At 58.1% G+C, this 22,521-nt stretch carries 17 protein-coding genes and 1 pseudogene; 9 read left to right on the top strand and 9 right to left on the bottom strand.

From position 1 onward, the window contains the following. Positions 1–44 precede the first annotated feature (44 nt). The 3 genes from ABHT90_RS02950 to ABHT90_RS02940 all read right to left on the bottom strand — a co-directional run bounded on the left by ABHT90_RS02950 (position 45) and on the right by ABHT90_RS02940 (position 7,961). Entirely contained in the window at positions 45–2,042 is a 1,998-nt protein-coding gene (locus ABHT90_RS02950; RefSeq protein WP_055309971.1) for a DNA gyrase/topoisomerase IV subunit B, read from the bottom strand. A 391-nt stretch (positions 2,043–2,433) separates the two neighbouring features. Beyond that, a complete protein-coding gene (locus ABHT90_RS02945) occupies positions 2,434–6,801 on the bottom strand; it encodes a hypothetical protein (RefSeq protein WP_346981531.1) in 4,368 nt (1,455 codons plus the stop codon). Positions 6,802–6,956: 155 nt separating this feature from the next. Next, the gene (locus tag ABHT90_RS02940; protein WP_346981530.1) at positions 6,957–7,961 is read right to left on the bottom strand and encodes a helix-turn-helix domain-containing protein; all 1,005 of its coding nucleotides are present in this window, start codon (positions 7,959–7,961) and stop codon (positions 6,957–6,959) included. A gap of 109 nt (positions 7,962–8,070) precedes the next feature. Here ABHT90_RS02940 and ABHT90_RS02935 point away from each other — a divergent pair. Further along, positions 8,071–8,136, top strand: a pseudogene (locus ABHT90_RS02935) (hypothetical protein); the annotation flags it as partial. A gap of 73 nt (positions 8,137–8,209) precedes the next feature. On the opposite strand, the gene ABHT90_RS02930 reads toward ABHT90_RS02935, so the two are convergent. Together ABHT90_RS02930 and ABHT90_RS02925 are read right to left on the bottom strand one after the other, a co-directional pair. Then, positions 8,210–9,361: a sensor histidine kinase gene (locus tag ABHT90_RS02930; RefSeq protein WP_346981529.1), complete on the bottom strand. Its 1,152-nt coding sequence runs from the start codon at positions 9,359–9,361 to the stop codon at positions 8,210–8,212. Next, positions 9,358–10,050, bottom strand: a complete 693-nt coding sequence (locus ABHT90_RS02925; protein WP_430393360.1) for a response regulator transcription factor — start codon at positions 10,048–10,050, stop codon at positions 9,358–9,360. The genes ABHT90_RS02930 and ABHT90_RS02925 overlap by 4 nt, the downstream gene beginning before the upstream one ends. Before the next feature lie 129 nt (positions 10,051–10,179). Between ABHT90_RS02925 and ABHT90_RS09985 the strand changes: the two genes are divergently transcribed. From ABHT90_RS09985 to ABHT90_RS02905, 4 genes are all read left to right on the top strand, one after another. Further along, entirely contained in the window at positions 10,180–10,269 is a 90-nt protein-coding gene (locus ABHT90_RS09985; protein ID WP_022094046.1) for a CD1871A family CXXC motif-containing protein, read from the top strand. Next, on the top strand, positions 10,262–11,164 hold the full coding sequence (locus ABHT90_RS02915; protein ID WP_138341636.1) for a 4Fe-4S binding protein: 903 nt from the start codon (positions 10,262–10,264) through the stop codon (positions 11,162–11,164). Before ABHT90_RS09985 ends, ABHT90_RS02915 begins: the two co-directional genes overlap by 8 nt. Positions 11,165–11,193: 29 nt before the next feature. Beyond that, a complete protein-coding gene (locus ABHT90_RS02910) occupies positions 11,194–12,165 on the top strand; it encodes a TlpA family protein disulfide reductase (RefSeq protein WP_346981527.1) in 972 nt (323 codons plus the stop codon). A 217-nt stretch (positions 12,166–12,382) separates the two neighbouring features. Beyond that, on the top strand, positions 12,383–15,637 hold the full coding sequence (locus ABHT90_RS02905) for an ABC transporter ATP-binding protein/permease (protein WP_346981526.1): 3,255 nt from the start codon (positions 12,383–12,385) through the stop codon (positions 15,635–15,637). Between the two features lie 43 nt (positions 15,638–15,680). On the opposite strand, the gene ABHT90_RS02900 is transcribed toward ABHT90_RS02905, so the two are convergent. After that, positions 15,681–16,814 carry a hypothetical protein gene (locus ABHT90_RS02900; protein WP_346981524.1) on the bottom strand — a complete coding sequence of 378 codons (1,134 nt, stop codon included), beginning with the start codon at positions 16,812–16,814 and terminating at the stop codon, positions 15,681–15,683. Positions 16,815–17,065: 251 nt separating this feature from the next. Between ABHT90_RS02900 and ABHT90_RS02895 the strand changes: the two genes are divergently transcribed. Next, positions 17,066–18,025, top strand: a complete 960-nt coding sequence (locus ABHT90_RS02895) for a tRNA dihydrouridine synthase (RefSeq protein WP_346981523.1) — start codon at positions 17,066–17,068, stop codon at positions 18,023–18,025. 80 nt (positions 18,026–18,105) lie between these two features. Here the strand turns inward: ABHT90_RS02895 and ABHT90_RS02890 are convergent, their stop codons facing one another. The 3 genes from ABHT90_RS02890 to ABHT90_RS02880 form a co-directional block, all read right to left on the bottom strand. Continuing rightward, positions 18,106–18,990 (bottom strand): SIR2 family NAD-dependent protein deacylase, encoded by an 885-nt coding sequence (locus tag ABHT90_RS02890; protein ID WP_346981522.1) that lies wholly within the window; start codon positions 18,988–18,990, stop codon positions 18,106–18,108. Then, on the bottom strand, positions 18,932–19,717 hold the full coding sequence (locus tag ABHT90_RS02885) for a protein-ADP-ribose hydrolase (RefSeq protein ID WP_346981521.1): 786 nt from the start codon (positions 19,715–19,717) through the stop codon (positions 18,932–18,934). Before ABHT90_RS02885 ends, ABHT90_RS02890 begins: the two co-directional genes overlap by 59 nt. 141 nt (positions 19,718–19,858) lie before the next feature. Then, positions 19,859–20,191 carry a winged helix-turn-helix transcriptional regulator gene (locus ABHT90_RS02880; RefSeq protein ID WP_117862845.1) on the bottom strand — a complete coding sequence of 111 codons (333 nt, stop codon included), beginning with the start codon at positions 20,189–20,191 and terminating at the stop codon, positions 19,859–19,861. Between the two features lie 198 nt (positions 20,192–20,389). Between ABHT90_RS02880 and ABHT90_RS02875 the strand changes: the two genes are divergently transcribed. Genes ABHT90_RS02875 through acgM form a run of 3 tightly spaced genes read left to right on the top strand, consistent with a single transcriptional unit; the run spans position 20,390 to position 22,372 of the window. Then, a complete protein-coding gene (locus tag ABHT90_RS02875) occupies positions 20,390–20,635 on the top strand; it encodes a hypothetical protein (protein WP_346981520.1) in 246 nt (81 codons plus the stop codon). A gap of 24 nt (positions 20,636–20,659) precedes the next feature. Further along, on the top strand, positions 20,660–21,280 hold the full coding sequence (locus ABHT90_RS02870; protein WP_346981519.1) for a 4Fe-4S binding protein: 621 nt from the start codon (positions 20,660–20,662) through the stop codon (positions 21,278–21,280). A gap of 45 nt (positions 21,281–21,325) precedes the next feature. Further along, complete coding sequence (acgM, locus tag ABHT90_RS02865) at positions 21,326–22,372, top strand: radical SAM/SPASM domain protein, ACGX system (RefSeq protein WP_346981518.1); 1,047 nt, start codon at positions 21,326–21,328, stop codon at positions 22,370–22,372. Positions 22,373–22,521: the final 149 nt, after the last annotated feature.

Below are 22,521 nucleotides of genomic sequence, written 5' to 3'. Positions count from 1 at the left end.
ATTTCCTCTTGAACTTCTTATGGGCCGTCGTTATCGATTTGCTGCTATTGCAGGTCCAGCTGGTCCAGGTATTCCTTGCCATGCTCGGAGATATGGCGCTTGCGGCCCGCCTCGTCGTTGCCCAGCAACAGGTTGAACATGGTCTCCATCTTGGTGACGTCCTCGGGCTCCACCTTGATCAGGCGACGCGTCTCGGGGTTCATGGTGGTGAGCCACATCATGTCCGGATCGTTCTCACCAAGACCCTTGGAGCGGTTGATGGAGCACTTTTGGTCACCAATCTCCTTGAGGATGCCGTTCTTCTCGAGCTCGGTGTAGGCAAAGTAGGTCTTCTCTTTGCAGTTGATCTCGTAGAGCGGCGACTCGGCGATATACACGTAGCCTTCGTCGATAAGCGTGGGCACCAGGCGGTAGAGCATGGTGAGCACGAGCGTGCGGATGTGATAACCGTCGACATCGGCGTCCGTACAGATGATGACCTTGTTCCAGTTGAGGTTGTCCAGGTCAAAGGCGCCGAGGTTCTTGATGCGCTTGTCTTTGATCTCCACGCCGCAGCCCAGCACGCGCATGAGGTCCATGATGATGTCGGACTTAAAGATGCGCGGGTAGTCCTCCTTCAGGCAGTTGAGGATCTTGCCGCGGACGGGCATAACGCCCTGGAACTCGGCATCGCGCGAGGTGCGAATGGCACCTGCTGCCGAGTCGCCCTCTACGATGTAGATTTCGCGGCGGCTCTTGTCCTTGGAGCGGCAGTCGATGAACTTCTGCACGCGGTTGGCCATGTCGGTCTTCTGCTGCAGGTTGGTCTTGATGCTCTGGCGCGTCTTCTCGGCATTCTCGCGTGAGCGCTTGTTGATGAGCACCTGCTCCATGATCTTGTTGGCGGCGTCTTTGTTCTCGATCAAGTAGGTCGAGAGGCGTTCCTTAAAGAATGCCGTCATGGCCTGCTGGATAAAGCGGTTATTGATGGCCTTCTTAGTCTGGTTTTCGTAGGACGTCTGGGTGGAGAAGCAGTTGGTCACCAGCACCAGACAGTCCTGGACGTCCTGCCATTTGATGCCGCTCTCGTTTTTGTTGTACTTGCCCTGTTGCTTAATGTAAGCATCGATGGCGCTGGTCAGAGCGCTACGGGCCGCCTTCTCGGGTGAGCCGCCGTTCTCGAGCCACGATGAGTTGTGGTAGTACTCCTGCATCATGAAAGTGCGCGAGAAGCACATGCACGCGGTGATTTTTACGTTGTAGTCGGGCAGGTCCTCGCGGTCGCGACCGCGACGGTCGGCCTCGATAAAGAAGGGCTCGGTAAGGTAGTCGGTACCGACCTTCTCGAGCACATAGTCCTCGATGCCCTTGGGATAGCAAAAATCCTCTTCGGAAAACTCGCCATCGTCGCCCTCGATACGCAGGCGGAAGGTCACGTTGGCGTTGACCACGGCCTGACGGCGCATGGTCTCGCGATACCAATCGTGGGGAATACTGATGGAGGTAAAGACCTCAAGATCGGGACGCCACTTGATGGTGGTACCGGTGCGGTTCTCGTCGCTGGGCTCAATCTCGAGCGCCTTCTTTTTGGCGCCGACGACCTTGCCCTTCTTAAAGTGCAGGGAGTACTTGTTGCCGTCGCGCCAAACCGTGACGTCCATGTACTCGGAGGCGTACTGGGTCGCGCAGGAGCCCAGGCCGTTGGTGCCGAGCGAGAAGTCGTAGTCGCCGCCCTGGTTGTTGTTATACTTGCCGCCGGCATAGAGCTCGCAAAAGACAAGTTCCCAGTTAAAGCGTTTCTCGGAGGGGTTCCAGTCGAGCGGGCAGCCGCGGCCGTTGTCCTCTACCTGAATGGAGCCATCGCGAAAGGCGGTAAGGGTGATGAGCTTGCCGTAGCCCTGGCGCGCCTCGTCAACGGCGTTGGACAGAATCTCGAAGGCAGCGTGTGCACAGCCATCGAGTCCGTCCGAGCCAAAGATAACGGCAGGGCGCAGGCGTACGCGCTCCTCGTCCTTGAGCTGGCGGATACTGTCGTTACCATAGTTTGCGGTGTTTTTTGCCATACTCGCTCTCTCGGTGCTCCCTTGCTGCGTTTAAGTCATATAGATAGTCAAGGTAGCATAGCCCAGCCCACAGACGATTCCAACCAACACGAAATCCATCGAACAATCGTTCGAACTTAGGCTGAAAAGAGCTCACTCGCACAAAACCGAGTCGGTTTTGTCCGAGTAAGTTTGAAGACGGCCGAATGTGTCTTGCTGCGTTTGCGGTTGGATACGTTGTCGAAGACGTGTCGTGCGGATTGTTGGCGAAAAGACGGCGTGCCAAGCTCGAGGCAGAACTCGACTCCACTGACGATATCTAATGCGTAATGGGCTGGCTCTGGGTATCCAGAACCAGCCCATTTGATGTTCGATGAGCCGAGTCGGCGTCTCTCACAAAAGTAACTAGGAGCTAGCGAGGCTTATCCGAATTGACCTCATCGGTGGTGTCTTTTTCGAGCGCCGTGCGGCGGGCGCTGTAGGCGACGAGGCCTGCGCCTGCCGCGGCGAGTGCTGCAGCGGCTGCCGTAAGGGGAGCGCTGGCATCGCCCGTGCCTGCAAGCGCGCCCGCTTTTCCGGAGCGCTTGTTATTGCCGTGATCCTTGCCGCTGCCGGAGCGGCTTCCGCCGGAGCCGCCGCCCTCGTCGGTACCGCCGCCACTCGAGCCGCCACCGCCGTCCGCCGTCATCGGTGCATCGTGAAGCCCCGTCGTATCCGCTTTGTCGCATACGCCGACCTGAACTTCTGAGCGTTCGCATGCCGCGTCGGGCACATGAAGCTCGTGCAGTACGGCACCCAGCGCCGAGTTTGCGCCCGGTCGAATTTCCTCGAGCGTTACGGGATCGAGCGCCACCAGATTACGCGCCTTCGCATACAGCGTTACGCGTTTGCCCACTTCGTCGCTCCAACTCTCGGGGATAGCGAAGCTCATGCGGAACTGTGCCGTGCAACCCGGTGCCAGCACGGCGTTGCCGCTGTCGGCTACCAGCGGGTGCGTTGCAAAACGTGCGTCCAGCGTCTCGAGCGCGTACTTCACGTGTGCCATGTCGTTGGCCGAAGCATCCTCGGCAAGCTCCGGATCGTAGATCGAAGCCATGCGTGCGTTTGCTCCGAACCCGATGGATGCGCTGGAGAACGGCTGGCTGGAGCCCTCTCGGTACAGATCAATCGTGCCGGCGGTCAGCAAGGTGTTACCGTCGTTTCGCACCGTGACCATGAAGGATTCGCCTGCTGCTCCGGGCACCACCGCGCCCGAGGTAGCGACTGCGCCCGTCGGAGTGGCACACGCCACCAAGGGCACTTCGATGCCGTGTAGTTCTGCCTCGCTCTTCTCCGCGCTCACAATGTGCGTGGCGAGCGCGGAGAGCATGCCCCCCGACGTCAAAAATGTCGTTATCTGATCGATGGGATGGTCCAGCTCGCACATCACGAACGGCTCCGTGAACAGATCGCCTGCCAAGGTGCTGGCGAAGATGCGGAAGTGCTTGCCCATCACTGCTACCGGGTTGCCTTCTTCGTCGTAGGTTTGTCCCACCTTGCCATCGGTGTTCTCTACATAGAGCACGCACCTGCCGTTGTTGCTTACGCTAAACGATGCCGGGCCACAGCCTGCGGCACCCACGGGCTGCGTTGCAAATGCCGATGCGCCTCGTGCCCAAGTAATATGCTGCAGCTGCTCGTTGACGGTAGCCAAAAAGCCCGTGTGCTGCGGCCACGGCACCGCGTGGGGTACTGTGGCATCTGGCGACATAACGCCCCAGCCCGCAATGGACTGGCCGATCACGGCGTACGATGCGCAGCCGCAACCGTCTGCGGTCTCGTACGCAACGGGCACCACCATTTTGCCGTTGATATTCTCGGGCTCGCTCAGCTCGATACTCGACGGTGCCTGCGGAAAGCGAAGAACTTGGCGGAACGTCAGGCTGTCGCCCAAATCATCCGACCACAGGGTAAAGCATTCCAGCGCAACCTCGGCCTCGCTGCCGAGCGCCTTCTCTGCGGTGGTTCCGCGGCGGTGGAGGTAGGCACCCGACAGGCGTCCGTCGACCAGCGTCTTGCCTACCGTGATGCGCGGGCACTGCAGGCAATGGTAGCCATCCTCCTGAAGGCGGCCGCGCGAGATGCTGCGCCACGACGTGTGCGATATCACGCGAACTCCGTCGTTGCTTATGCGCAGGCGCACAACGGACAGTATGCCGGATGTGCTCGCCGTATCGAAAAGGGTGTTGTCGCCGGCGGGGCGCTCGCCCGAGACCAGCAGCACGTAGGCGTCCTGGTTTCCTCTTCCGTCCGTATATTCCACCACGTCGAAGTCGTAATCGAATATGCCGTCGCGCTCCACGTCGCCCTCGCCAAACCCAAGGGGAAAGTCCACGGGCGTGGGAGCGGACCACGTGCCGTTTGCCTTTGTGTGCACCACCAGGCGCGAGCGGCCATTGTCGCCGTAGCGCACCGAGGCGATACGGAACAGGCATTCTACGCCGGCAATCATCGTTAGCTTCATGTGGGCTTCGCTGAGCACGCCGGAAAACAGCACGTTGTCGCTCGAGGGTTTTATGCCGCCACGCTCGTCCTCCGACACGCCGGCAGAATTGGCGTTCGGGTCCGCAACGGCGTTCGTTGCCTGACCGATGTAGGTGTACTCATACATCGGCGCGGCATTTTCGTCGTTCTCCATCAGCGCGTGGACGAAATGTTCGACCTGTCCCGTGTCGTCGCTCTCCGCGTTCGTCTTGAGCTCAATGCGCGTGACCGCTTGATCCCAATCGCGCACGACAGGCGCGGCGTTTACGGCAGTGGCCTTAACCTCGGCGCGTGCGAGCAGCTCGGCGTTGGTGACGATGGTGGCCGATGCGATAAACTGCGGCACACCACCTGCCTCGGCGTTGCCGGCCGAGCCGAAGCAGGCATCCAGCGTATAAGGCGTATCTCCACCCAATGCCAGCTCAGAGCGTTGGAGCACATACTGGTCGCCATTGTTCACCGACATATTCCACGAATCGATGAGTGTGGGCCACGACCCCGACCAAGCCTTGGTGGTCCACTTGAACATTACGAACTGGAGTATCACATCGACATCGACGTCTGCACCTACGCGCAGCCGCGGAAGCTGGTGTCCATCTGCCTTCTCGTACCCAATGAACAGCGTGAGGGATGCGGCACCGCGCACGGCAGACGAAGCGACGCCTGCAACGCCGGCTCCAAAGGTGACGGCAAGCCCGATCTGGATGGTGAACGAGCCCGACGTGTTGGAATAGCCGAGCGAAATGTTCTTGAAAAACGCCGCGCCGCTGCCGTGCGTGTGGGCACCCACAGCGAGCGCCAGCTTCGCCAGCACCCAAGGGTTGACGTTTAGGAAAAATGGCACCGGTCCTAGGGTAAACTGCTCGGTCCAATTGAGGTCGGTTCTTACCTGGAAGAGGGCCTTAATATTGCCGTATGCGGGGTCGTTGTTGTTACCCCAGGTTTTGCCCACCCAATCGTAGGCAAGCGAGCCGTACAGCTGTGTGGCGATATCCATCGTGAACAGCGGCGTGCAATGGTGGCGAAGGAGCTTGGTGTTTCTTGGATCGGTGCCCGAACCGGCACTCATACTCTTGTACTGATTCCACTTCCCCTCCATCTCGTCGAGGTAGCGGTTTGCCTGCTTGGCGCCCGACTCGCGCGGCGATTTCTTCCAGTATTCCGGATCAGGGTTGCCCGAATCGTTCATATAGCTGGCTGGTTTGTATCCTCCACCAAACAGCACGTATCCAGCAAACGAGAAATCGAAGAGGATCGGAAATGTGGGCATCCAGCACGTGAACTTATTACCACCGATGCCGGGAAACGATGCGGGGAAATCAAACGGAGTGATCTCTTGGTCCATAGTGGTGGGGACGATAGTGGTCGATCCGGATTCCGCCTTTGCCGCCGGCGCGGTAACAACGGCCATGGGGGAGGAGAGCGTGTAAGTTTTGCCCTGGTAGTCGAGGACAAAGCGCAGCTTGCATCCTTCTTCCAGAAGGCTCGACGCTGCATCGAGGAACTTGTCTTCGAGTGTGAACGTCGCCAGATTATCCGCGCCCGATGCGCTGGCCTTGATCTGACCAATCTGCGTGACGGTTTCGGTTGAGTTGCCCGCAGCGGGCATTACCTTGTTGATGTGCAGCGTTGCCTGTCCACCCTGTGGCAGATGTGCCTGTACAATAAAGGCATGCGTGTCGGGTTGGTCGTTTGCCGCGTCGTCCTTCGGCAATGCCATGAACGTGGCATCAGCGTACTGGATGTCCCATTCGTCGAATGTGAGCTGGCGGAAGTACGGCTCGCCGTCGGACAGCGGACGCGTGGGCGCGGTTATGGCGGTGCCGCCCTGGATACGCGCAAGGGGAATCTCGACATCGCGGTAGCCCGCCATGCTAATGGAGATGCCGCCGTTAAAGTCGTACGCGTCGAGAAGCGTTGCCTCGTCCACGTAGTCTTCCGAAAGAGGGGCGACCTCAAAGATGGCCGTGCCTTCGTCATCGGTCGTGGCGGTGAGCTGCTTGCCTACGGCATAGCGCGATGTGAGCGTGACCTGGGCACCTGCGATGGGCGTATTCTTGTTGGCGACGTCGACCACGACCACACCAAACATGGTGCGCGAGAGAACGAGCACCTTGAAGGGATCTTCTTCGTCGGCATAGGCCGCGGTGGGCGCGAGCGGCAGCAGGAAGGCATTTTCGCTTCCCGGCACGCGAGGCAACATAATGCTCGCCAGCGAGGACGCTCCAGCAACAAGTAACGAACGGCGATCAAGCATCTTGGGCTCCCATCCCGCAAATATCGGTGGAAATAATCCAATTTTGCGAGAAGACGCTTCGTGGCGGTAGTGCCGTTCAAGGGTCAAAATGTCCAAATTGATCGAGCGAAGCGCCGGGTTCCGGAACGCGTTCGATGCGCTTGGCAGCCCGGTCGCTAACGCAACATGTGCGCGACCAGCTCGGCGCGTGTGCCGATGCCAAGCTTTGCGTATACGCCGGATAGGCGGTTTTTGACGGTGCCCGGCGATACTCCCATATGGCGTGCGATTTCGGCGTTGGTCCATCCGCGGCAGGCGAGCATGGCCATGGTGAACTCTGTGGTCGTTAAATCGTCGGCAACGTCCTCGCCCGAATCGGGGTTGTGGATGCGCCGCCAGCCGTAGCTGAAGCGGTACGTGATCTCGATGATGCGTGCGAAGTCGTCAGGGTATTGCGTTTTTAGGCATGCCTCGATGAGCCCCTGCAAAAGGCCGTGGTGCTCGCCGATGAGCTCGATAAGGCCGTCGGGACGCGCAATGTTCCAAGCAGCTCCGAAATGCGTTCTTGCGGCGTCGACGTCTTTGAGACTCATGCAGGCCATGGAAGCTGCCAGGTGCAGGAACAGTTCCGAGATGGGATAGCTTCCCTGTTTCATGATCAGGGCGTTTTCCGCCATGCCCAGACTGCGGCCATATTCGCCGCGCAGGTACAGGGCATGCGCCATCACGTAGCTGGCGAACAGGCGCAGGCCTTCGGGCAGATGCGCCGCAAGCGGATAAAACTCTTCGGCGGAATACGGGGAAGGCAAGTGCAGCAGGACGCTCGCGGCCGAGGCGAACAGGATATGCGTGGCGTGGACGGCGGGTGATTCCTCGTCGGCCGGCGTATCGAGGATGCCAGCAAGGCAACGGCGGGCATCGGCGATACGGTTGAGCGACAGACTGGCATATCCGCAGATAAAGCATGAGGAATAGCGCAGTGCGGGGTCGGTGGCGTCAAGATAGGGGCGTGCTGTCTTGGCGGCGAGTGCGGCCTGTCCGCGAAAGTACAGCGCTTCTGCCGTGGCGATGGCGCGTGAATCGGGGTCGGAAATGCCTGCAACCGCAGCGTCAATCTGCCCCGGCACAAAGGCGGTGCACATCAACGGCATGGGAACGCATGGGTAGCCATCGCAGTCCATCTTCCATCTCCCAACAGCTGGCAACACTAGCAGCAATTGTACTCTTGTTGCTCGGGACTGGAATTTGTGGGTATCGCCTACGATTGTGCCGAACGTATAAAGGGAGGTCCCCGGTATCTGCCGCGTGTGCTACGACCTCACGCCTAAGCCTGTCGGCACGGTCGAGTGGGAGTAAACTTCTACTCTTTTGGGCGAATTGCATTGACGGAGAGGGGTCCCGCGCAAACGTGTGCGGGACCCCTTTCGTTTTACTGTTCGGTTAATGCTGCGGATCGTTTTGGAAGGCTTGCGAGCATAGTGGTCCCGTCCTCGGAACTTTCTTCGACCTCTACGGCGCCACCGTGAAGCGCTGCAATCTCCCAAACGAGCGCTAGCCCGAGTCCTGCGCCGCCGTATGCCCTGCTGCGGGATTTATCCAGGCGAAAGAACGGCTGGAAGATGCTCTCTCGGTACTGCTTGGGTATTCCCGGGCCCTGGTCCTCGACTCGCAGGAACACGTGGCTGTCGTTGTCGCAGATGGAGACGTTGACAGTCGAGCCGGGGCGGCTGTAATGGATGGCATTTTCGACCAGGTTAAACACCAGCCGATAGAGGAGCGTGTCGCTCCCGATTACTAAAGCGTCTCCAGCACAATTGAGGGCTATGCCCTTATTTTCGGCAAGTGGCGCAAGGTCGGTGAGGACCTCTTCGGACAAGGGACCAAGTTCCACATCGTCCTCGCAAGGAACGCTGCGCAGCTCACTCATCTCGAGCAACACCTTGGTCATCCGCGACATGCGCTCGGTTTGTTCTTGTAGCAGGCCGAGCAGCTCGGCTGTTTCGGGTTGCAAACCGGAGCGCTCGGAAATGAATAGTTCAATCTGTGCTTGCATAAGGGCGAGTGGGGTGCGCAGCTCGTGTGCGGCGTTGCCGGTAAACTGACGCTGTGCAGAGAACCCTTCGCCAAGACGAGCGATCATGTCGTTGAAAGAGGCGCTGCATCGTTGTAGCTCGGTGGGCACATCTTCATTGAGTCTGATTTCGCTTAGGTTGTCAGGTTGCACACGCTCAACCTGAGCTGCAAAAGCCCGTAGCGGTTTGAGTGCACGGCCGCTCACAAAGTATGCCAGCGCGCCGCCAAGGAGTGTGACTCCAGCCGTGATGTACCAGGCTGTCGTGCCAAAAGACTCTTGTGCGTCGTTTACGACGATCGTGACCTTGTCATCGAGGGCTGCTTTCGTTGGGTCGAACGCCTGGAGCGAATCTTCGCCGGTTGCGTTAAAGGCCGAGATGTCGCTGCCGATGGCATCCATGTAGCGCATGCCCGTATAGCCGACCAGGCAGTTCGTCAGCACGCATGCCGCACACGTGAGCAGTGCCGTCATAATCGTTATGCGCCATTGCAGAGAAAGCCCTTTCATTCTCCATCCTCCATAACGTAGCCCTCTCCAATCCGATTGCGAATCGGGTCGTATCCCAAAGCGCTGCGTAGCTTTTTGCGGAGCGACGAGATATGAACGCGGGTTGCGTTGCTAAAGCTGTTCACGCTGCTATCCCAAACGTGCTCGATAAGCTCCTCTTGACTTACCGGACGCCCCTGATTAAGCATCAGGTATTCCAAGATTCCCGTTTCCTTGCGCGTAAGAGATAAAGCCTCGCTGTCCACGGAAGCGATGCGCGCCTTGGTGTCAAAGTTGAGCTTTCCGCAGGTTAATACTATGTCGCTTTGTGCGAAGCGCCTGAGGGTAAGGCTGCGGATCCTTGCCGCAAGTTCGTCCAGATGAAACGGCTTGGTAAGGTAATCGTTGGCGCCGGCATCGAGTCCGGCGACTTTATCGGATACTTCGCCACGTGCGGACAGAATCAGTACCTTGGTCTCGCAGTCGGTTTTCCTAAGTTCCCTGAGCACGGTCATGCCGTCGATACGGGGGAGATTGAGGTCGAGCACCACGAGGTCAAAGACTTCGACGCCCAGCAGGTCGAGCGCCTCCTGTCCATCGTGACAGCAGTCGACGCTGTACGCCAAGTTTCGCAAGCTGCGCGCGATTGCATCGCACAGTGCTCGCTCGTCTTCGACGATCAAAATACGCATAACAGTCTCCTTGCACATTCCATATCGCGCTTAACACGGATTTTATAGCCGATATGGTCCAATGGTCGCGTAACGAAAGGAGTGGTCGTGTTGTTCAAAGCGGTAAAACCCGTGGTACAGGTCGCTTTGTTGATCGTCGGAATTACCATGGTGTGCTTTGGTGTTATGCGTGGCGAGGCGGATGCCGTGCTGGCCAAAGCGATTAGGCTGTGCTTGGAGTGTATCGGAATTGGATAAAAGAGAAAACACTGCGTCGCATGTTTTGGCCCGATTTCGCGGATTCATTCAGGCGGCGGCGACGCTGGTCACCAATATTCACCTGCCAAACTTTGCCAAAGGCGGCATCTATCAGGGCGCGGGAAAAACAGTCTGCGTACCTGGGCTTAATTGCTATTCGTGCCCCGCGGCATCGGGTGCGTGCCCCATCGGGTCGTTCCAGTCGGTGGTAGGTTCATCCAAGTTCAACTTTTCTTACTATGTTACCGGTACGCTCATTTTGCTCGGCGTGCTGCTGGGACGCTTTGTATGCGGCTTTCTGTGCCCGTTTGGCTGGCTGCAGGAGCTGCTTCATAAGATTCCCGGCAAAAAGTTCTCCACGAAAAAGCTCAAGCCGCTCACGTACATCAAGTACGTTGTGCTGCTGTTTGCCGTGGTGCTGCTGCCCGTCTTGGTGGTTAACGACGTGGGCATGGGCGACCCGTTCTTTTGTAAGTACATCTGTCCGCAGGGTGTGCTCGAGGGCGCCATTCCGCTGGCCATTGCCAATGCCGGCATTCGATCTGCGTTGGGACATCTCTTTACTTGGAAACTTGCCGTTCTCATTGCCGTGGTAGTGCTGAGCGTTTTGTTCTACCGCCCCTTCTGCAAATGGATTTGTCCACTCGGCGCATTCTATGCGCTCATGAATAGGGTGTCCTTGCTGGGGATTCAGGTTGACGCGTGCAAATGCGTCTCGTGCGGCAAGTGCTCAAAGGTTTGTCAGATGGACGTTGATGTGGTCCGCGCGCCCAATCATGCCGAATGCATCCGGTGCGGAAAGTGCATCGGGGCCTGTCCTGTCGATGCCATCAGCTATCGCTATGGCCTGGATGTGTCGGCGGAAAAACTTCCCTTGACCGCCGATAAAAAGTAAACAAGCTTCGACAAAACGGAGGAATGACTATGAAGCTTTCTAAGATTGCGGCCCTGTTTATGGTGCCGGTATTGGCCTTGTGCCTTGTGGCATGTTCGGCGCCCGGTGGCAATGTGAGCGAATCTGCGAGCTCCGATCCTAAGATCGCAGAACTCACTGCGCAGAAGCCGGCCAATGCCGACGAGGCCGCCGAGCTGTATGCGAAGCTCATGCAGAAGGAGAACGAGATCTTTTCGAGTGATAACGCGCTGTGGGAAAAGGTATTCAATGCGGCAAATAAAGACTCGGCAATGATTGAGGACGGCAGCAATTACGGCGATTTCCTGCTCAAGACCATCGACGGCGCCAAGGATGAGTTCACGGCGGATGAGCTTAAGACACTCAAGGTCGGTGCACAGCAGATCAAGGAGATCGAGGACAAGCTCGAGAGCCTGGAGAAGGAGTTCCCCGGCTGTGGAAGCACGCCGAGTGCAGGCGAGAGCGTCGACGCTTCGACCGCTGGCATGACGGCTGGTGCCAATGCTTCGAGCGAGGCGACGAAGTTCCCCAGCTTTACGGGCAAGGACCTGGATGGCAACGACGTGAACAGTGACGAGCTGTTCTCTAAGAACAAGGTCACCGTCATGAACTTCTGGTTCACTACTTGCAAGCCGTGCGTGGGCGAGCTGGGCGATCTGGAGAAGCTCAACAAGGAGCTTGCCGAGAAGGGCGGCCAGGTCGTGGGCGTCAATTCCTTTACGCTCGATGGCAACAAAGACGAGGTGGCAGACGCCAAGGACGTACTTTCCAAGAAGGGCGTGACGTACAAGAACATCTGGTTCAAGTCGGATAGCGAGGCCGGCAAGTTCACCTCCAACTTGTACTCGTTCCCGACCACCTACGTGATCGACCAGAACGGCAACATCGTGGGAGAGCCAATCATGGGCGGCATCAACTCCGCCGAGCAGCGAGAGGCGCTCAACAAGCTGATCGATCAGGCGCTTGCTAAGAGCGAGCAGTAAGTCCGAATGTGACAAAGGGACATTCCCTTTGTCACATCGTCGATGTTATGTGCGGGATGGTGCGCCACATGGCGTGCCGTCCCGTTCGTTATTTGGGGCGGTTCGTTACATTTCTCACTGGTACCGGCAGAAAACGGGGATAGAGTAGGACAAACGCGTCGAATACGAACGGCGGGGGAGAGCGGGCAGGGTGCCTGCGCAGGAGAGGTTGCCGTCCATGCTGGAGCTCAAAGGAATTTGCAAAAGGTACGTCACGCAGTCGTTTACGCAGGTGGCGCTCGACAACGTAAGCCTGTCTTTTCGCGATAACGAGTTCGTGGCCATTCTGGGTCCCTCGGGCTCGGGTAAAACTACGATGCTCAACGTTATCGGCGGACTCGACCACTTTGACTCGGGCGACCTGCTGATCGACGGTATTTCGACCAAGGATTTTCACGATCGCGATTGGGATGCCTACCGCAACAACCGCATCGGCTTTGTGTTCCAAAGCTATAACCTCATTCCGCATCAGACCATTTTGGAAAACGTGGAGCTGGCGCTCACGCTCACGGGTGTGGGGCATGCCGAGCGCCGCCAGCGTGCGCGCGAGGCGTTGGAGAAAGTCGGCCTGGGCGAGCACGTGAACAAGCGCCCGAGCCAGCTTTCGGGTGGACAGATGCAGCGCGTGGCCATCGCCCGCGCTCTGATCAACGATCCCGAGATCGTGTTGGCAGACGAGCCGACCGGCGCCTTGGATTCCACAACGTCCGTGCAGGTCATGGATTTGCTCAAAGACGTTGCGCGCGACCGTCTGGTCATCATGGTCACGCACAATCCCGAGCTGGCGTACCAATACGCTACGCGCATCGTCAACCTGGCGGACGGCAAGATTACCGACGATTCCGACCCTTTTGATGTTGCCAAGGCCGCGCGTCGCGAGGCTAAGCCTACGCGCAAAACCTCGATGAGTTTTGTGACGGCGCTGGGGCTTTCTGCTCGAAATCTCATGACCAAGAAGGGCCGTACGGCCATGACTGCCTTTGCGGGCTCGATTGGCATTATCGGTATCGCGGCGATTCTGGCGCTGTCCAATGGCGTAAACGGCTACATCAAAAAGGTCGAGGAGGATACGCTCTCGAGCTACCCGCTCACCATTTCCAAGCAGGATTACGACCTGTCGTCCATGATGGGCGGGCAGGGGGCTGCGGATGATGACTCGCCTGAAAACGTGGATTCGTCCGACGACAGTGCCGGCGGCAAGGCTAAGGGAACCGATAAGATTCCTGTGGTCACGGCCGTAAAGGATATGTTTGCGAGCGTTAAGTCCAACGACATGACGAGCTTTAAGGCATGGCTCGATGCCGGTGGCGACGGCATCGATGAAGAGGTCAACGCCATTCAGTACGGCTACGGTGTATCGCCGGTTGTCTATCGTGCCGGCAAGGGCGATGAGAAGCCTGTCCGGCTGGTGCCCAACGCCATGACCGAGGCCATGAGCGGAGGCGCGAGCTCGGCAGCAACGGTGAGCATGGAATCCATGGGAACCTCGGTCTTTAGCGAGATGATTGACGACCAGAGCCTGCTCGACAGCCAGTACGATGTCGTCGCCGGTCATTGGCCCACGTCTGCCAACGAAGCCGTGATGGTGCTTTCGAGTCGTGGCACGGTGGGCGACTATACGCTCTACAGCATCGGTGCGCTGGATATCAATGAGCTCAACGACCTGGTTAACAGCGCTATGACGGCTGACGGTGGCGTCGAAGCGCCCGAGACCGGTACCGACTTTACCTACGACGATGCGCTGTCCACGACGTTTAAGGTGCTGTCGCCGGCCGATGCGTATCGCAAAAACGAAGAGACCGGCATGTGGACTGACATGTCTGGCGACGCCGACTTTATGACGGCCAAGGTTGCCGACGGTATTGACGTGCGTATTGTGGGCGTGGTGCGACCGAACGAGACGGCCAACGCGAGCGCGTTGTCCCCGGGTATTGCCTATACGCACGCGCTGACTCGCCAGCTTATGGAGCGCGCCGCCAATTCGCAGATCGTAAAAGAGCAACTTGCTCATCCCGAGACGGATGTCTTTACGGGCAAAACCTTCGACGAACTGCAAGGCGAGGCCAAACAAGGAGTGGATCTGGGCAGCATGTTCAGTGTGGACGAGGCGGCGCTCAGGAGCGCGTTCTCGTTTGATACCTCCGCGCTCTCGGGTGTCGCCGGCGGTATGGACCTGTCGGGTCTTGACTTGTCCGGGTTGGATATCGACCTTTCGGGCGTTGGGAAGGACATCGACTTTAGTGACATCATGGCCAAAGCGCCAACCCCAGATTTTTCGGGTATCTTTGACGGTCTGGAACTTGCGCCCGAGCAAATGAAGCAGGTGGGAACACTAGCCAACCAGCTGTTTGAGGGCTTTTTGCGGTCTGATCAGTTTAAGGAGCTGACACCCGATGATCTTAAGGACGCGTCAAAGCTTGCCGCCGCGTTCTCGACGTATCTTGAGAACGATACGGCAGCTCAGCAAATCCTGGCCCAGCTCAAAGCGCTCGGCGGCGATGCCCTGGCCGAGCACCTGCGGCAGGCGATGACCGACTATGTGCAAAAGCAACTGGCTCCGTATCTGCAGCAGGCTATGGATCAGGTGATGAAGGCAATCAGCGAGCAGATAGCGTCGACGGTATCGTCCCAGATCAAGGCGGGCGCGGCAGGGCTCATGGACCAGATGGCGACGCAGATGTCTTCGAGTTTTGCCAACCTGGCGAGCGCCATGCACGTGGATGCGAGTGCCTTTGCTCATGCTATCCACTTCAACATGGACGCCGAGGACCTGAGTTCGCTCATGATGAGCTATGCCAAGGCGTCGAAGCTCACCTACGATAACAATCTGACCACGCTGGGCTATGCGGATGAGGCAGACCCCATCTCGGTTAAGATTTTCCCGCGCGACTTTGAGGCCAAGGAGCGCGTGCTCGATCACATCGATGCGTACAACAAGCAGGTCAAAGCTGCCGGCCACGATGAACAGGCAATCTCGTACACCGACTACATGGGTATCATCATGGGTTCGGTGACCGACATCGTGAACACCATCAGCTTGGTGCTCATCGCATTCGTGAGCATCAGCCTGGTCGTGAGCTCCATCATGATCGGCATCATCACCTACATCAGCGTACTGGAGCGCAAAAAGGAGATTGGCATCCTGCGCGCGATCGGCGCGTCAAAGCGCAACGTGGCCAACGTATTCAATGCCGAGACCTTTATCGAGGGCCTCATTGCCGGCGTCTTTGCCATTGTCGTTGTGGTGCTCGTGAGTTTTCCGGTTAATGCCTGGGCGCTTGCTGCCAAACAGGTGCCCAATCTGATGAGCCTGCCCGTGCAGGATGCGCTGGTGCTCATCGCGATTTCGGTGTTGCTAACGGTCGTTGCCGGCCTGCTGCCTGCTCGCAGCGCATCCAAAAAAGACCCCGTAGAAGCCCTGCGCTCCGAATAATGTGACAAAGGGACAGTCCTTTGTCACATTCATCTCCCTACACCTAGTTCGTTTTGCTCATCAGCGTAATGCGGATGGTTGGATGGGTGTACTCGTCAAACTCGTCCTTAGGATCCGTATCAAACGAGTAATACGCTTTAATGGGGTCGTCACTCGTCCTGATAGAGATTCTCTCGTAGAGCGAGCCGTTCAAAAAAGCCTGCCTAAACTCTTCGGGGAGCTTCTGCGCTGCTAGGAGCTCGGGGCTTGTGGTCTTGACGTCTATGGTTTGGACGGCAGAGGAAAGCTCGTCAAGGTCGAGTTCGATACGGGTAAGGTTGTCCTCGAGGCTCGCGCCGGGGTCGACTTCTGCCGCGTAGCTCACTTCCGCGAGCGTCCCCTTGTTGTCAAAATCCAGGTACGTATAGGTCTTCTGGGCATCGGAGTCGCCGTCGTGCAGATAGCCGCGGACGTGATAGCCGTAGTCTTGATATCGCTCGTAGGGGTCATCGGCGGACACATACTCGCATGAGGGCTCGAGCGCCTTGCGAGCGATGGCGATCTGCTCGGCCGCGGCCGCGGCGTTTTCTTGCATCTCGATGTTTCCCTGCGCCAGCTGTGGGATATAGGCGCCGCACACGATTGCGAGGGGCAGCGCCACAAGCGCGACGATCCACTTTTTTGCATGGGGGATAGGTACGCCACAGGCCTCTGCCATGGCCTTCGCGTTGGCAAAGCTTTCGGCAAGCACGTCTGCTGCGGTGGCGACGGCGCCTACAGCAGCGGCGACTTCTGCCGCGCCGCCCAGGTTGCGTGCAGCCTCGTTGTCGCTGTTCTTGAGCAGGTGTGCGGCGGCCTGTGTGCCAACAACGCCTGCGATTTGTGCCGAGCGGTCTTTCTCGTTCTGCTCGACGGCGAGCCGGTACTGCATTTCCTTCCATTGCTTGCCACGCATGCCAAAGCGCGGGGCGAGAGCGCAATAGCAGAATATGACGAGCTTGATGGCGGTGAGCACCAAGGCGGTCATCATGCCCGTCTCTTGAAAGCCTTCGTGATGGAAGACGATGTCGTCGATCATTTCGAAGGGAATGATCGATAAGGGCAGCACGAATGCCATGGCAAGCGCCGCTCCGGCAACCTTGGGGCAGATGCAGTATCGCTGGATGCGCTTACGTTCTTGTTCGGAGAGTGCTGCCATGGCTGGTCCTTGGTGTCGTGGCGGTCGTTGTGGCGCGATGCCGTCATATGTGACTCAGTATAGAGAATCCCGCCATCGGTGAGCGCAGGTCATACGGCAAAAGTGCCACGACAGCCCTGGTTTAGAGCGGCTGCTCCTGTGCCCACGCGATGATGCCGCCCGATACGTATGTGTGCCAAAATAAACAGCCGAATGATGATTTGCAAATGTGACAAAGGGACAGTCCCTTTGTCACATTGATGTGAGAATGGATGTCGATGTATTTATCGCTGGCCCCTATGGAGGGGATTACCGGGCATGTGTTCCGTTGCGTGCATGCGGAGTGTTTCGGTGCGCTCGATTGTTATTACACGCCGTTTTTGCCTCCGCCACGGGTGGGCAACCGCTTTGGCGGCAAGGCGTTTAAAGAGGTCGATCCCGCCAATAACCAGGGGCTTAACGTGGTGCCTCAGCTGATGTCCAAAAACGCGGACGAGTTTGTGTGGGCGGCGCAGGTGCTCGCCGACATGGGTTACCGCGAGGTCAATCTCAACCTTGGCTGCCCCTCGGGCACGGTTGTCGCCAAGGGGAAGGGTTCGGGCTTTCTGCGCAACTTGGATGAGCTCGAGGTGTTCTTGAGCGACGTGTGCGAGCGCTCGCCACTGCCCGTCTCGGTCAAGACCAGGCTGGGACTGGAGAACGACGAGGAGTACGAGCGCGTGCTCGACCTCTATTGCCGCATGCCGCTGGCGGAGCTGATCGTGCATCCGCGCGTGCAAAAGGACCGCTATGCGGGTTCGCCGCGCAAAGAGTTTTACGGCGAGACGCTGGAGCGGGCGCCGTTCCCGGTGGCCTACAACGGCGACATCTTTGATCTTGAGGACATGGATGCGCTGGTGGAGGCCTATCCCGGAACGCGCCACGTAATGTTGGGACGCGGCCTGCTTGCGAACCCCGCGCTGGCTCGCATGGTTGCCGGCGGCCCTGCTGCTACGGCAGCTGAGCTGCAGCGCTTCCACGACACACTGTTTGCGGCCTATGCGGACGAGATTGGCGGCAACGCGGTTTTTCGCATGAAGGAGTGGTGGTTCTACGCCAAATGCGCCTTCGCCGATCCCGCCACCGTCCACAAGATCGTGCGCAAGACCAAAAAGGTCGACGAATACCGCGCCGCCGTCGAGCGCGTCTTTCGCGAACAGCCACTTGCGCTCATAGCCCGCTTTCACGGCTAAATGTAGCCGTTGGGGACGTTCTTAAACGGCTAGTCATTCAAGAACGTCCCCAACGGCTATGTGAGACAGCATCGCCTTTGCTATCTGACGGCTTGGACGGCAAGTGCATCCAATACGCGCTCTGCGTCGGCGTCGATTAGAATGCTGCGATCGGCGATTTCTGCCGGAGCGACTGCCTCGCCAAAATTGACGCATGCGTACGTTGCGCGCTCGTTTTTGGCGGTCATCTGCCAAAACGGGTACTTGATGATGACGGGCGTGTTGCTGCCTACGCCAAGCTCCAAGAACAGGATGCGCATATTGTTGTGGCGGCGCAGGAAATCTTGGTAACGGTCGGCTGCGGCATACCAGCCCTTATCCTGCACAAACGTATCGTCGGCGCGCAGGTTCATCGTGAGCGGAGAGCCACAATGGGGACAACGAGGCACTAGCGCAGACGGAATGCGCAGGTCTTCTTGGGCGGCGGCCATGTAATGTACGAGCTCTTCGTTGTCCCAAGTTTCCTGACAGCAGGGCTTACTGCACTGGAATAGACCATAGTCGCCCTGCGTGTAAAAGAGTCGCTTTTTATCGAAACCGGCGCGTTGGAAGCAATGGTCTACGTTTGTGGTCAGCACAAAGTAATCTCGGTCGCGCAGCAGGCCCAAAAGCTGCCCATAGGTCGGCTTGGGTATGGGGTCATATCGGTTGCACTTGATATAGCGGCTCCAAAACGCCCAGTATTCCTCGAGCGAGTCATAGGGGTAGAACCCGCCGGAGTACATGTCAGTAAAGCCGTAGCGTGCGGCGAAGTCGCCAAAAAGTTTCTCGAAGCGCTCTCCCGCGTAGGCGTAGCCAGCCGCGGTGGAAAGACCCGCGCCGGCGCCGATTATCACGGCGTCGGATGCATCGAGTGCGGCTCGGAGCTTAGCGATCTGCTTGGAGAAGGTCGCGGTAGATTGACTCGTCAGACGCGAGAAAAACATTGAAGATCACCTTAAGGTTGGGGTCGTTATGGTCTAGATGATGACGAACGGCATCGATGGCAACGCGCGCGGCGGCTTGTTGGGGATAGCCAAAGACGCCAGTCGAAATGCAGCAGAAGGCAAGCGTGTCGAGCTTTCGACGTGTCGCTTCTTCCAGGCAGCTGGTGTAGCAACGGCGTAGCAGTAATTCCTCGCGCGGGCCAGGCTTATGGCTGGGCACGATGGGACCGACGGTGTGGAAGATATGGCTGCTCGGCAGGTTAAACGCTGGCGTGACCTTAACGCGTGCGGTCGGTTCCTCGTGTCCTTGTTTGCACATGAGGCCGGCGCATATTAGGCGCAGCTGCATGCCGGCGTATGTGTGGATGGCATTGTCGATGCAGCGGTGTCCCGGCACAAAGCAGCCGAGCATTTGGCTGTTGGCGGCGTTGACGATGGCGTCGGCCTTAAGCAGCGTGATGTCGCCACGCCAGACGGCAATGCGATTGCGGTAGGGGAGCGTGCTGGCGTCGGTCGCTCCACCGCGCTCAACAAGCCGCTGCTGCAGGTAGGCATCCTGGACGTTGAGCACCTCTGTCGCGAGCGCTTCGGGCGACCGCACGTTCATAAGGGCCCTGAGTAAATCACGCTGCTCGCCGGCTCCGGCGGGAACGGCAATGCCGCGTCCGTCCGCTCGCTCGTTGAGCAATGCATTGATAAGCCGAATACGACGCTCGGCTTGATTCATGGCTGACCTCCTGTCCAATTGAGTTGGGCGTGTTTGACAGCAGTGTGCAACCCGGACCGCTTCTTCAAAAGAAGGCACAAAAAGGTAAGCGCCGTGGAGCGGTATGCCCCACGGCGCTCAATTTGCAAAAGCCCGTAGCTGCTAGGAGCTTCGCACAAGCTGCTGGTAGTCGGTGCCCCATTCCACAAGAGAATCGATGATGGGCATAAGGCTTTGACCCAGCTCGCTCAGCGCGTATTCGGTACGGATGGGCGTTTCGGGAATGACGGTGCGCGTGATAAGTCCCGCGGCATCCATTTCCTTTAGGTTTGACGAGAGCACCTTTTGACTGATGCCGGGAATAGAGCGATGTAGCGCGTTGAAGCCCAGGGGCTGCTCAATGAGCTGCTGGATGATATAGATTTTCCACTTGTTGCCAAAGAGCTGAAAACACGTAGCGACGGGGCAGGGAGGCAGTTCTTCTTTGGTGAGCATGGTAACCTCGCAATCGGGTAGGTTGCTTGCATTATCGCAGCTGCTGGCACCCGCGGCTACAACTTACTTTTTGGTAACTGGCTAATAGATTAGTGCCTTCTTTTGGGTGGGGTGCATTCCTCGCATGATGTGCTTAGGCGCAAAAGCGTCTACGTCCGGGCGGCTTCGCCCAGCCGCCCCCAATCGAAAGGAATTGCCATGTCCGAGAATCTCGAGAACGTTGCCGCCTTCGCTTCTTGCGGTACCTCCGATCCCGCGCCCGCCTGCGGCTCCGCCGATCCCAAGGCCGCGCCGGCCTGTGGCACCGCCTGCGGCTCCGCCGATCCCGCGGCTGCTCCTGCTTGCGGCTCCGTCGATCCTGCTGCCGCTCCTGCCTGCGGCTCTGCCGATCCCAAGGCTGCTCCGGCCTGTGGTACCGCTTGCGGCGCTGCGGACGCTCAGTAAGCAATCGCTAGAAAGGGACTCGTAATGGATGCTCAGACTTGCCTCAAAAAGATGCAGCTTGCCGGGACGCTCTCGCTGGCAACTGTGGACGAAAATGGCGCGCCGCAAATTCGCTGCGTGAGCGCTGTACATTACGAGTCCCGCGCCATCTACTTCCTCACGGCGCGCGGCAAGGAGATGGCCCGCCAGCTTATGGCCGATGGGCGCGTCCAAACGCTCGTCCACACGCGGTTTAACGAAATGATCCGCATGTCCGGCGTTGCCACTCCCGCCTTGGATTCCGAGCAAGTTTACTGGCGTGACGTTATTTATGCCGAGCAGCCGTATCTTGCCAACGTTTATCCCGGTGATACGCGTGATATCAACATTATCTTTAAGGTCGAAAACATCGTGCTCGACTACTTTAACCTGGGGGTTCGTCCTATTGAGCGCGCTGTCTTTACCCTAGACGAGGACATGGCGTCCGCGCCTGTTAAGGGTTTTCGTATTGATTCCGATGCGTGTATCGGTTGCGGTACCTGTCTTGAGCACAGTCCGCAGAAGTGCATCGAGCCGGGTGACTCGTATCGCATAGAGCCTGAGCACTGCTTGCACTGTGGCGCCTGTGAAGAGAATTGCCCCGTCGGCGCCGTTGAGCGCCTGTAGCCCAATATCGTCATCAATTTGAACATCGACCAAGGGAGTCCCACGATGCAAAAGCCCGCGTTTGCCTTCCAGTGGCATATTACGGATGAATGCGATCAGCGTTGCAAACATTGCTATATCTTCGCCAACGGTGCCTGCGCTGGTTTTAAGCGCATGCCGTGGGAGCAGATGGTCGAGGTCGTCGATCAGGCCCAGGCCCTCTGCGAACGCATCGGTCGTCAGCCGTACTTTTACGTTACGGGCGGTGACCCCATACTCCATCCCGATTTTTGGCGCCTTGCCAAGCTTTTGCACGAGCGGGGTTTTATGTGGTGCGTGATGGGCAATCCGTTCCATCTGACCGACGAGGTCTGCGCCCGCATGAAAGAGTTGGGATGCCGCAAATACCAGCTCTCGCTCGATGGACTCGAGAAAACGCACGATTACTTCCGTAAGCCCGGCTCGTTTGTCGAGACCTTGCGTGCGATTGGGTGCCTTAAGCGCGCGGGTATCTGGGTTGCCGTTATGAACACGGTTTCGAGTATGAATGCCGCCGAGCTGCCGCAGCTCATTGACCTTGTGGCAAGCCTCGAAGTCGACGTGTTCGCTTTTGGACGATACTGCCCCACCTCGGGCCAAAAGCGTGATGAGTTCCATCTGGAGCCGCTGGAATATCGCGACGTGCTGCTGGCCGCGCAAGAGCGTATGGAGTTTCACCAGGCTGCGGGCTGCAAAACGTTCTTCCAGCTCAAAGATCACCTGTGGACGCTTCTTTTGTGGGAGCAGGGCAAATTCACCATCCCCATGAGCGCCAAGCCTGGCATGATCTATGACGGCTGCCATTGCGGTACGGGCCATATGACGGTGCTGCCTACGGGCGACGTCTATGCATGTCGCCGCATGGAGAGCAAGGTGGGCAACGTTGCCGAGAACACGCTCGAGGAGCTGTTCTTTTCGCCGCAGATGGAGGCAAAGCGCGACTTTAAAAAGTTCAAGAAGTGCTCCAAATGCGAGCTTTTCGGCTGGTGCCGAGGCTGCCCCGCTGTGGCGTATGGTTACACAGGCGATATGTACGAAGCCGATCCTCAGTGCTGGAAAGAGATCGAGAAATAGGGTAGTCACTGGGGACGCACTTAAATGAGTGGTCATTCAAGGGTAGTCGTTGGGGACGTTCTTAAACGGCTAGTCATTCAAGAACGTTCCCAACGGCTGTGTTGTTGAAGAACGCCCCCAACGACTATGTTGCAAAAAGCTGTACGCCA

The sequence above is a fragment of the Collinsella aerofaciens genome (assembly GCF_039758815.1).
Lineage (GTDB): Bacteria > Actinomycetota > Coriobacteriia > Coriobacteriales > Coriobacteriaceae > Collinsella > Collinsella aerofaciens_BP.
This window is presented reverse-complemented; position numbering and strand designations above follow the sequence as displayed.

Coding starts and splice junctions, on each gene's coding strand:
- ABHT90_RS02950 (WP_055309971.1), bottom strand. CDS start 2,042: ATGGCAAAAAACACCGCAAACTATGGTAACGACAGTATCCGCCAGCTC.
- ABHT90_RS02945 (WP_346981531.1), bottom strand. CDS start 6,801: ATGCTTGATCGCCGTTCGTTACTTGTTGCTGGAGCGTCCTCGCTGGCG.
- ABHT90_RS02940 (WP_346981530.1), bottom strand. CDS start 7,961: ATGGACTGCGATGGCTACCCATGCGTTCCCATGCCGTTGATGTGCACC.
- ABHT90_RS02930 (WP_346981529.1), bottom strand. CDS start 9,361: ATGAAAGGGCTTTCTCTGCAATGGCGCATAACGATTATGACGGCACTG.
- ABHT90_RS02925 (WP_430393360.1), bottom strand. CDS start 10,050: ATGTGCAAGGAGACTGTTATGCGTATTTTGATCGTCGAAGACGAGCGA.
- ABHT90_RS09985 (WP_022094046.1), top strand. CDS start 10,180: ATGGTGTGCTTTGGTGTTATGCGTGGCGAGGCGGATGCCGTGCTGGCC.
- ABHT90_RS02910 (WP_346981527.1), top strand. CDS start 11,194: ATGAAGCTTTCTAAGATTGCGGCCCTGTTTATGGTGCCGGTATTGGCC.
- ABHT90_RS02905 (WP_346981526.1), top strand. CDS start 12,383: ATGCTGGAGCTCAAAGGAATTTGCAAAAGGTACGTCACGCAGTCGTTT.
- ABHT90_RS02900 (WP_346981524.1), bottom strand. CDS start 16,814: ATGGCAGCACTCTCCGAACAAGAACGTAAGCGCATCCAGCGATACTGC.
- ABHT90_RS02895 (WP_346981523.1), top strand. CDS start 17,066: ATGTCGATGTATTTATCGCTGGCCCCTATGGAGGGGATTACCGGGCAT.
- ABHT90_RS02890 (WP_346981522.1), bottom strand. CDS start 18,990: ATGTTTTTCTCGCGTCTGACGAGTCAATCTACCGCGACCTTCTCCAAG.
- ABHT90_RS02885 (WP_346981521.1), bottom strand. CDS start 19,717: ATGAATCAAGCCGAGCGTCGTATTCGGCTTATCAATGCATTGCTCAAC.
- ABHT90_RS02880 (WP_117862845.1), bottom strand. CDS start 20,191: ATGCTCACCAAAGAAGAACTGCCTCCCTGCCCCGTCGCTACGTGTTTT.
- ABHT90_RS02875 (WP_346981520.1), top strand. CDS start 20,390: ATGTCCGAGAATCTCGAGAACGTTGCCGCCTTCGCTTCTTGCGGTACC.
- ABHT90_RS02870 (WP_346981519.1), top strand. CDS start 20,660: ATGGATGCTCAGACTTGCCTCAAAAAGATGCAGCTTGCCGGGACGCTC.
- acgM (WP_346981518.1), top strand. CDS start 21,326: ATGCAAAAGCCCGCGTTTGCCTTCCAGTGGCATATTACGGATGAATGC.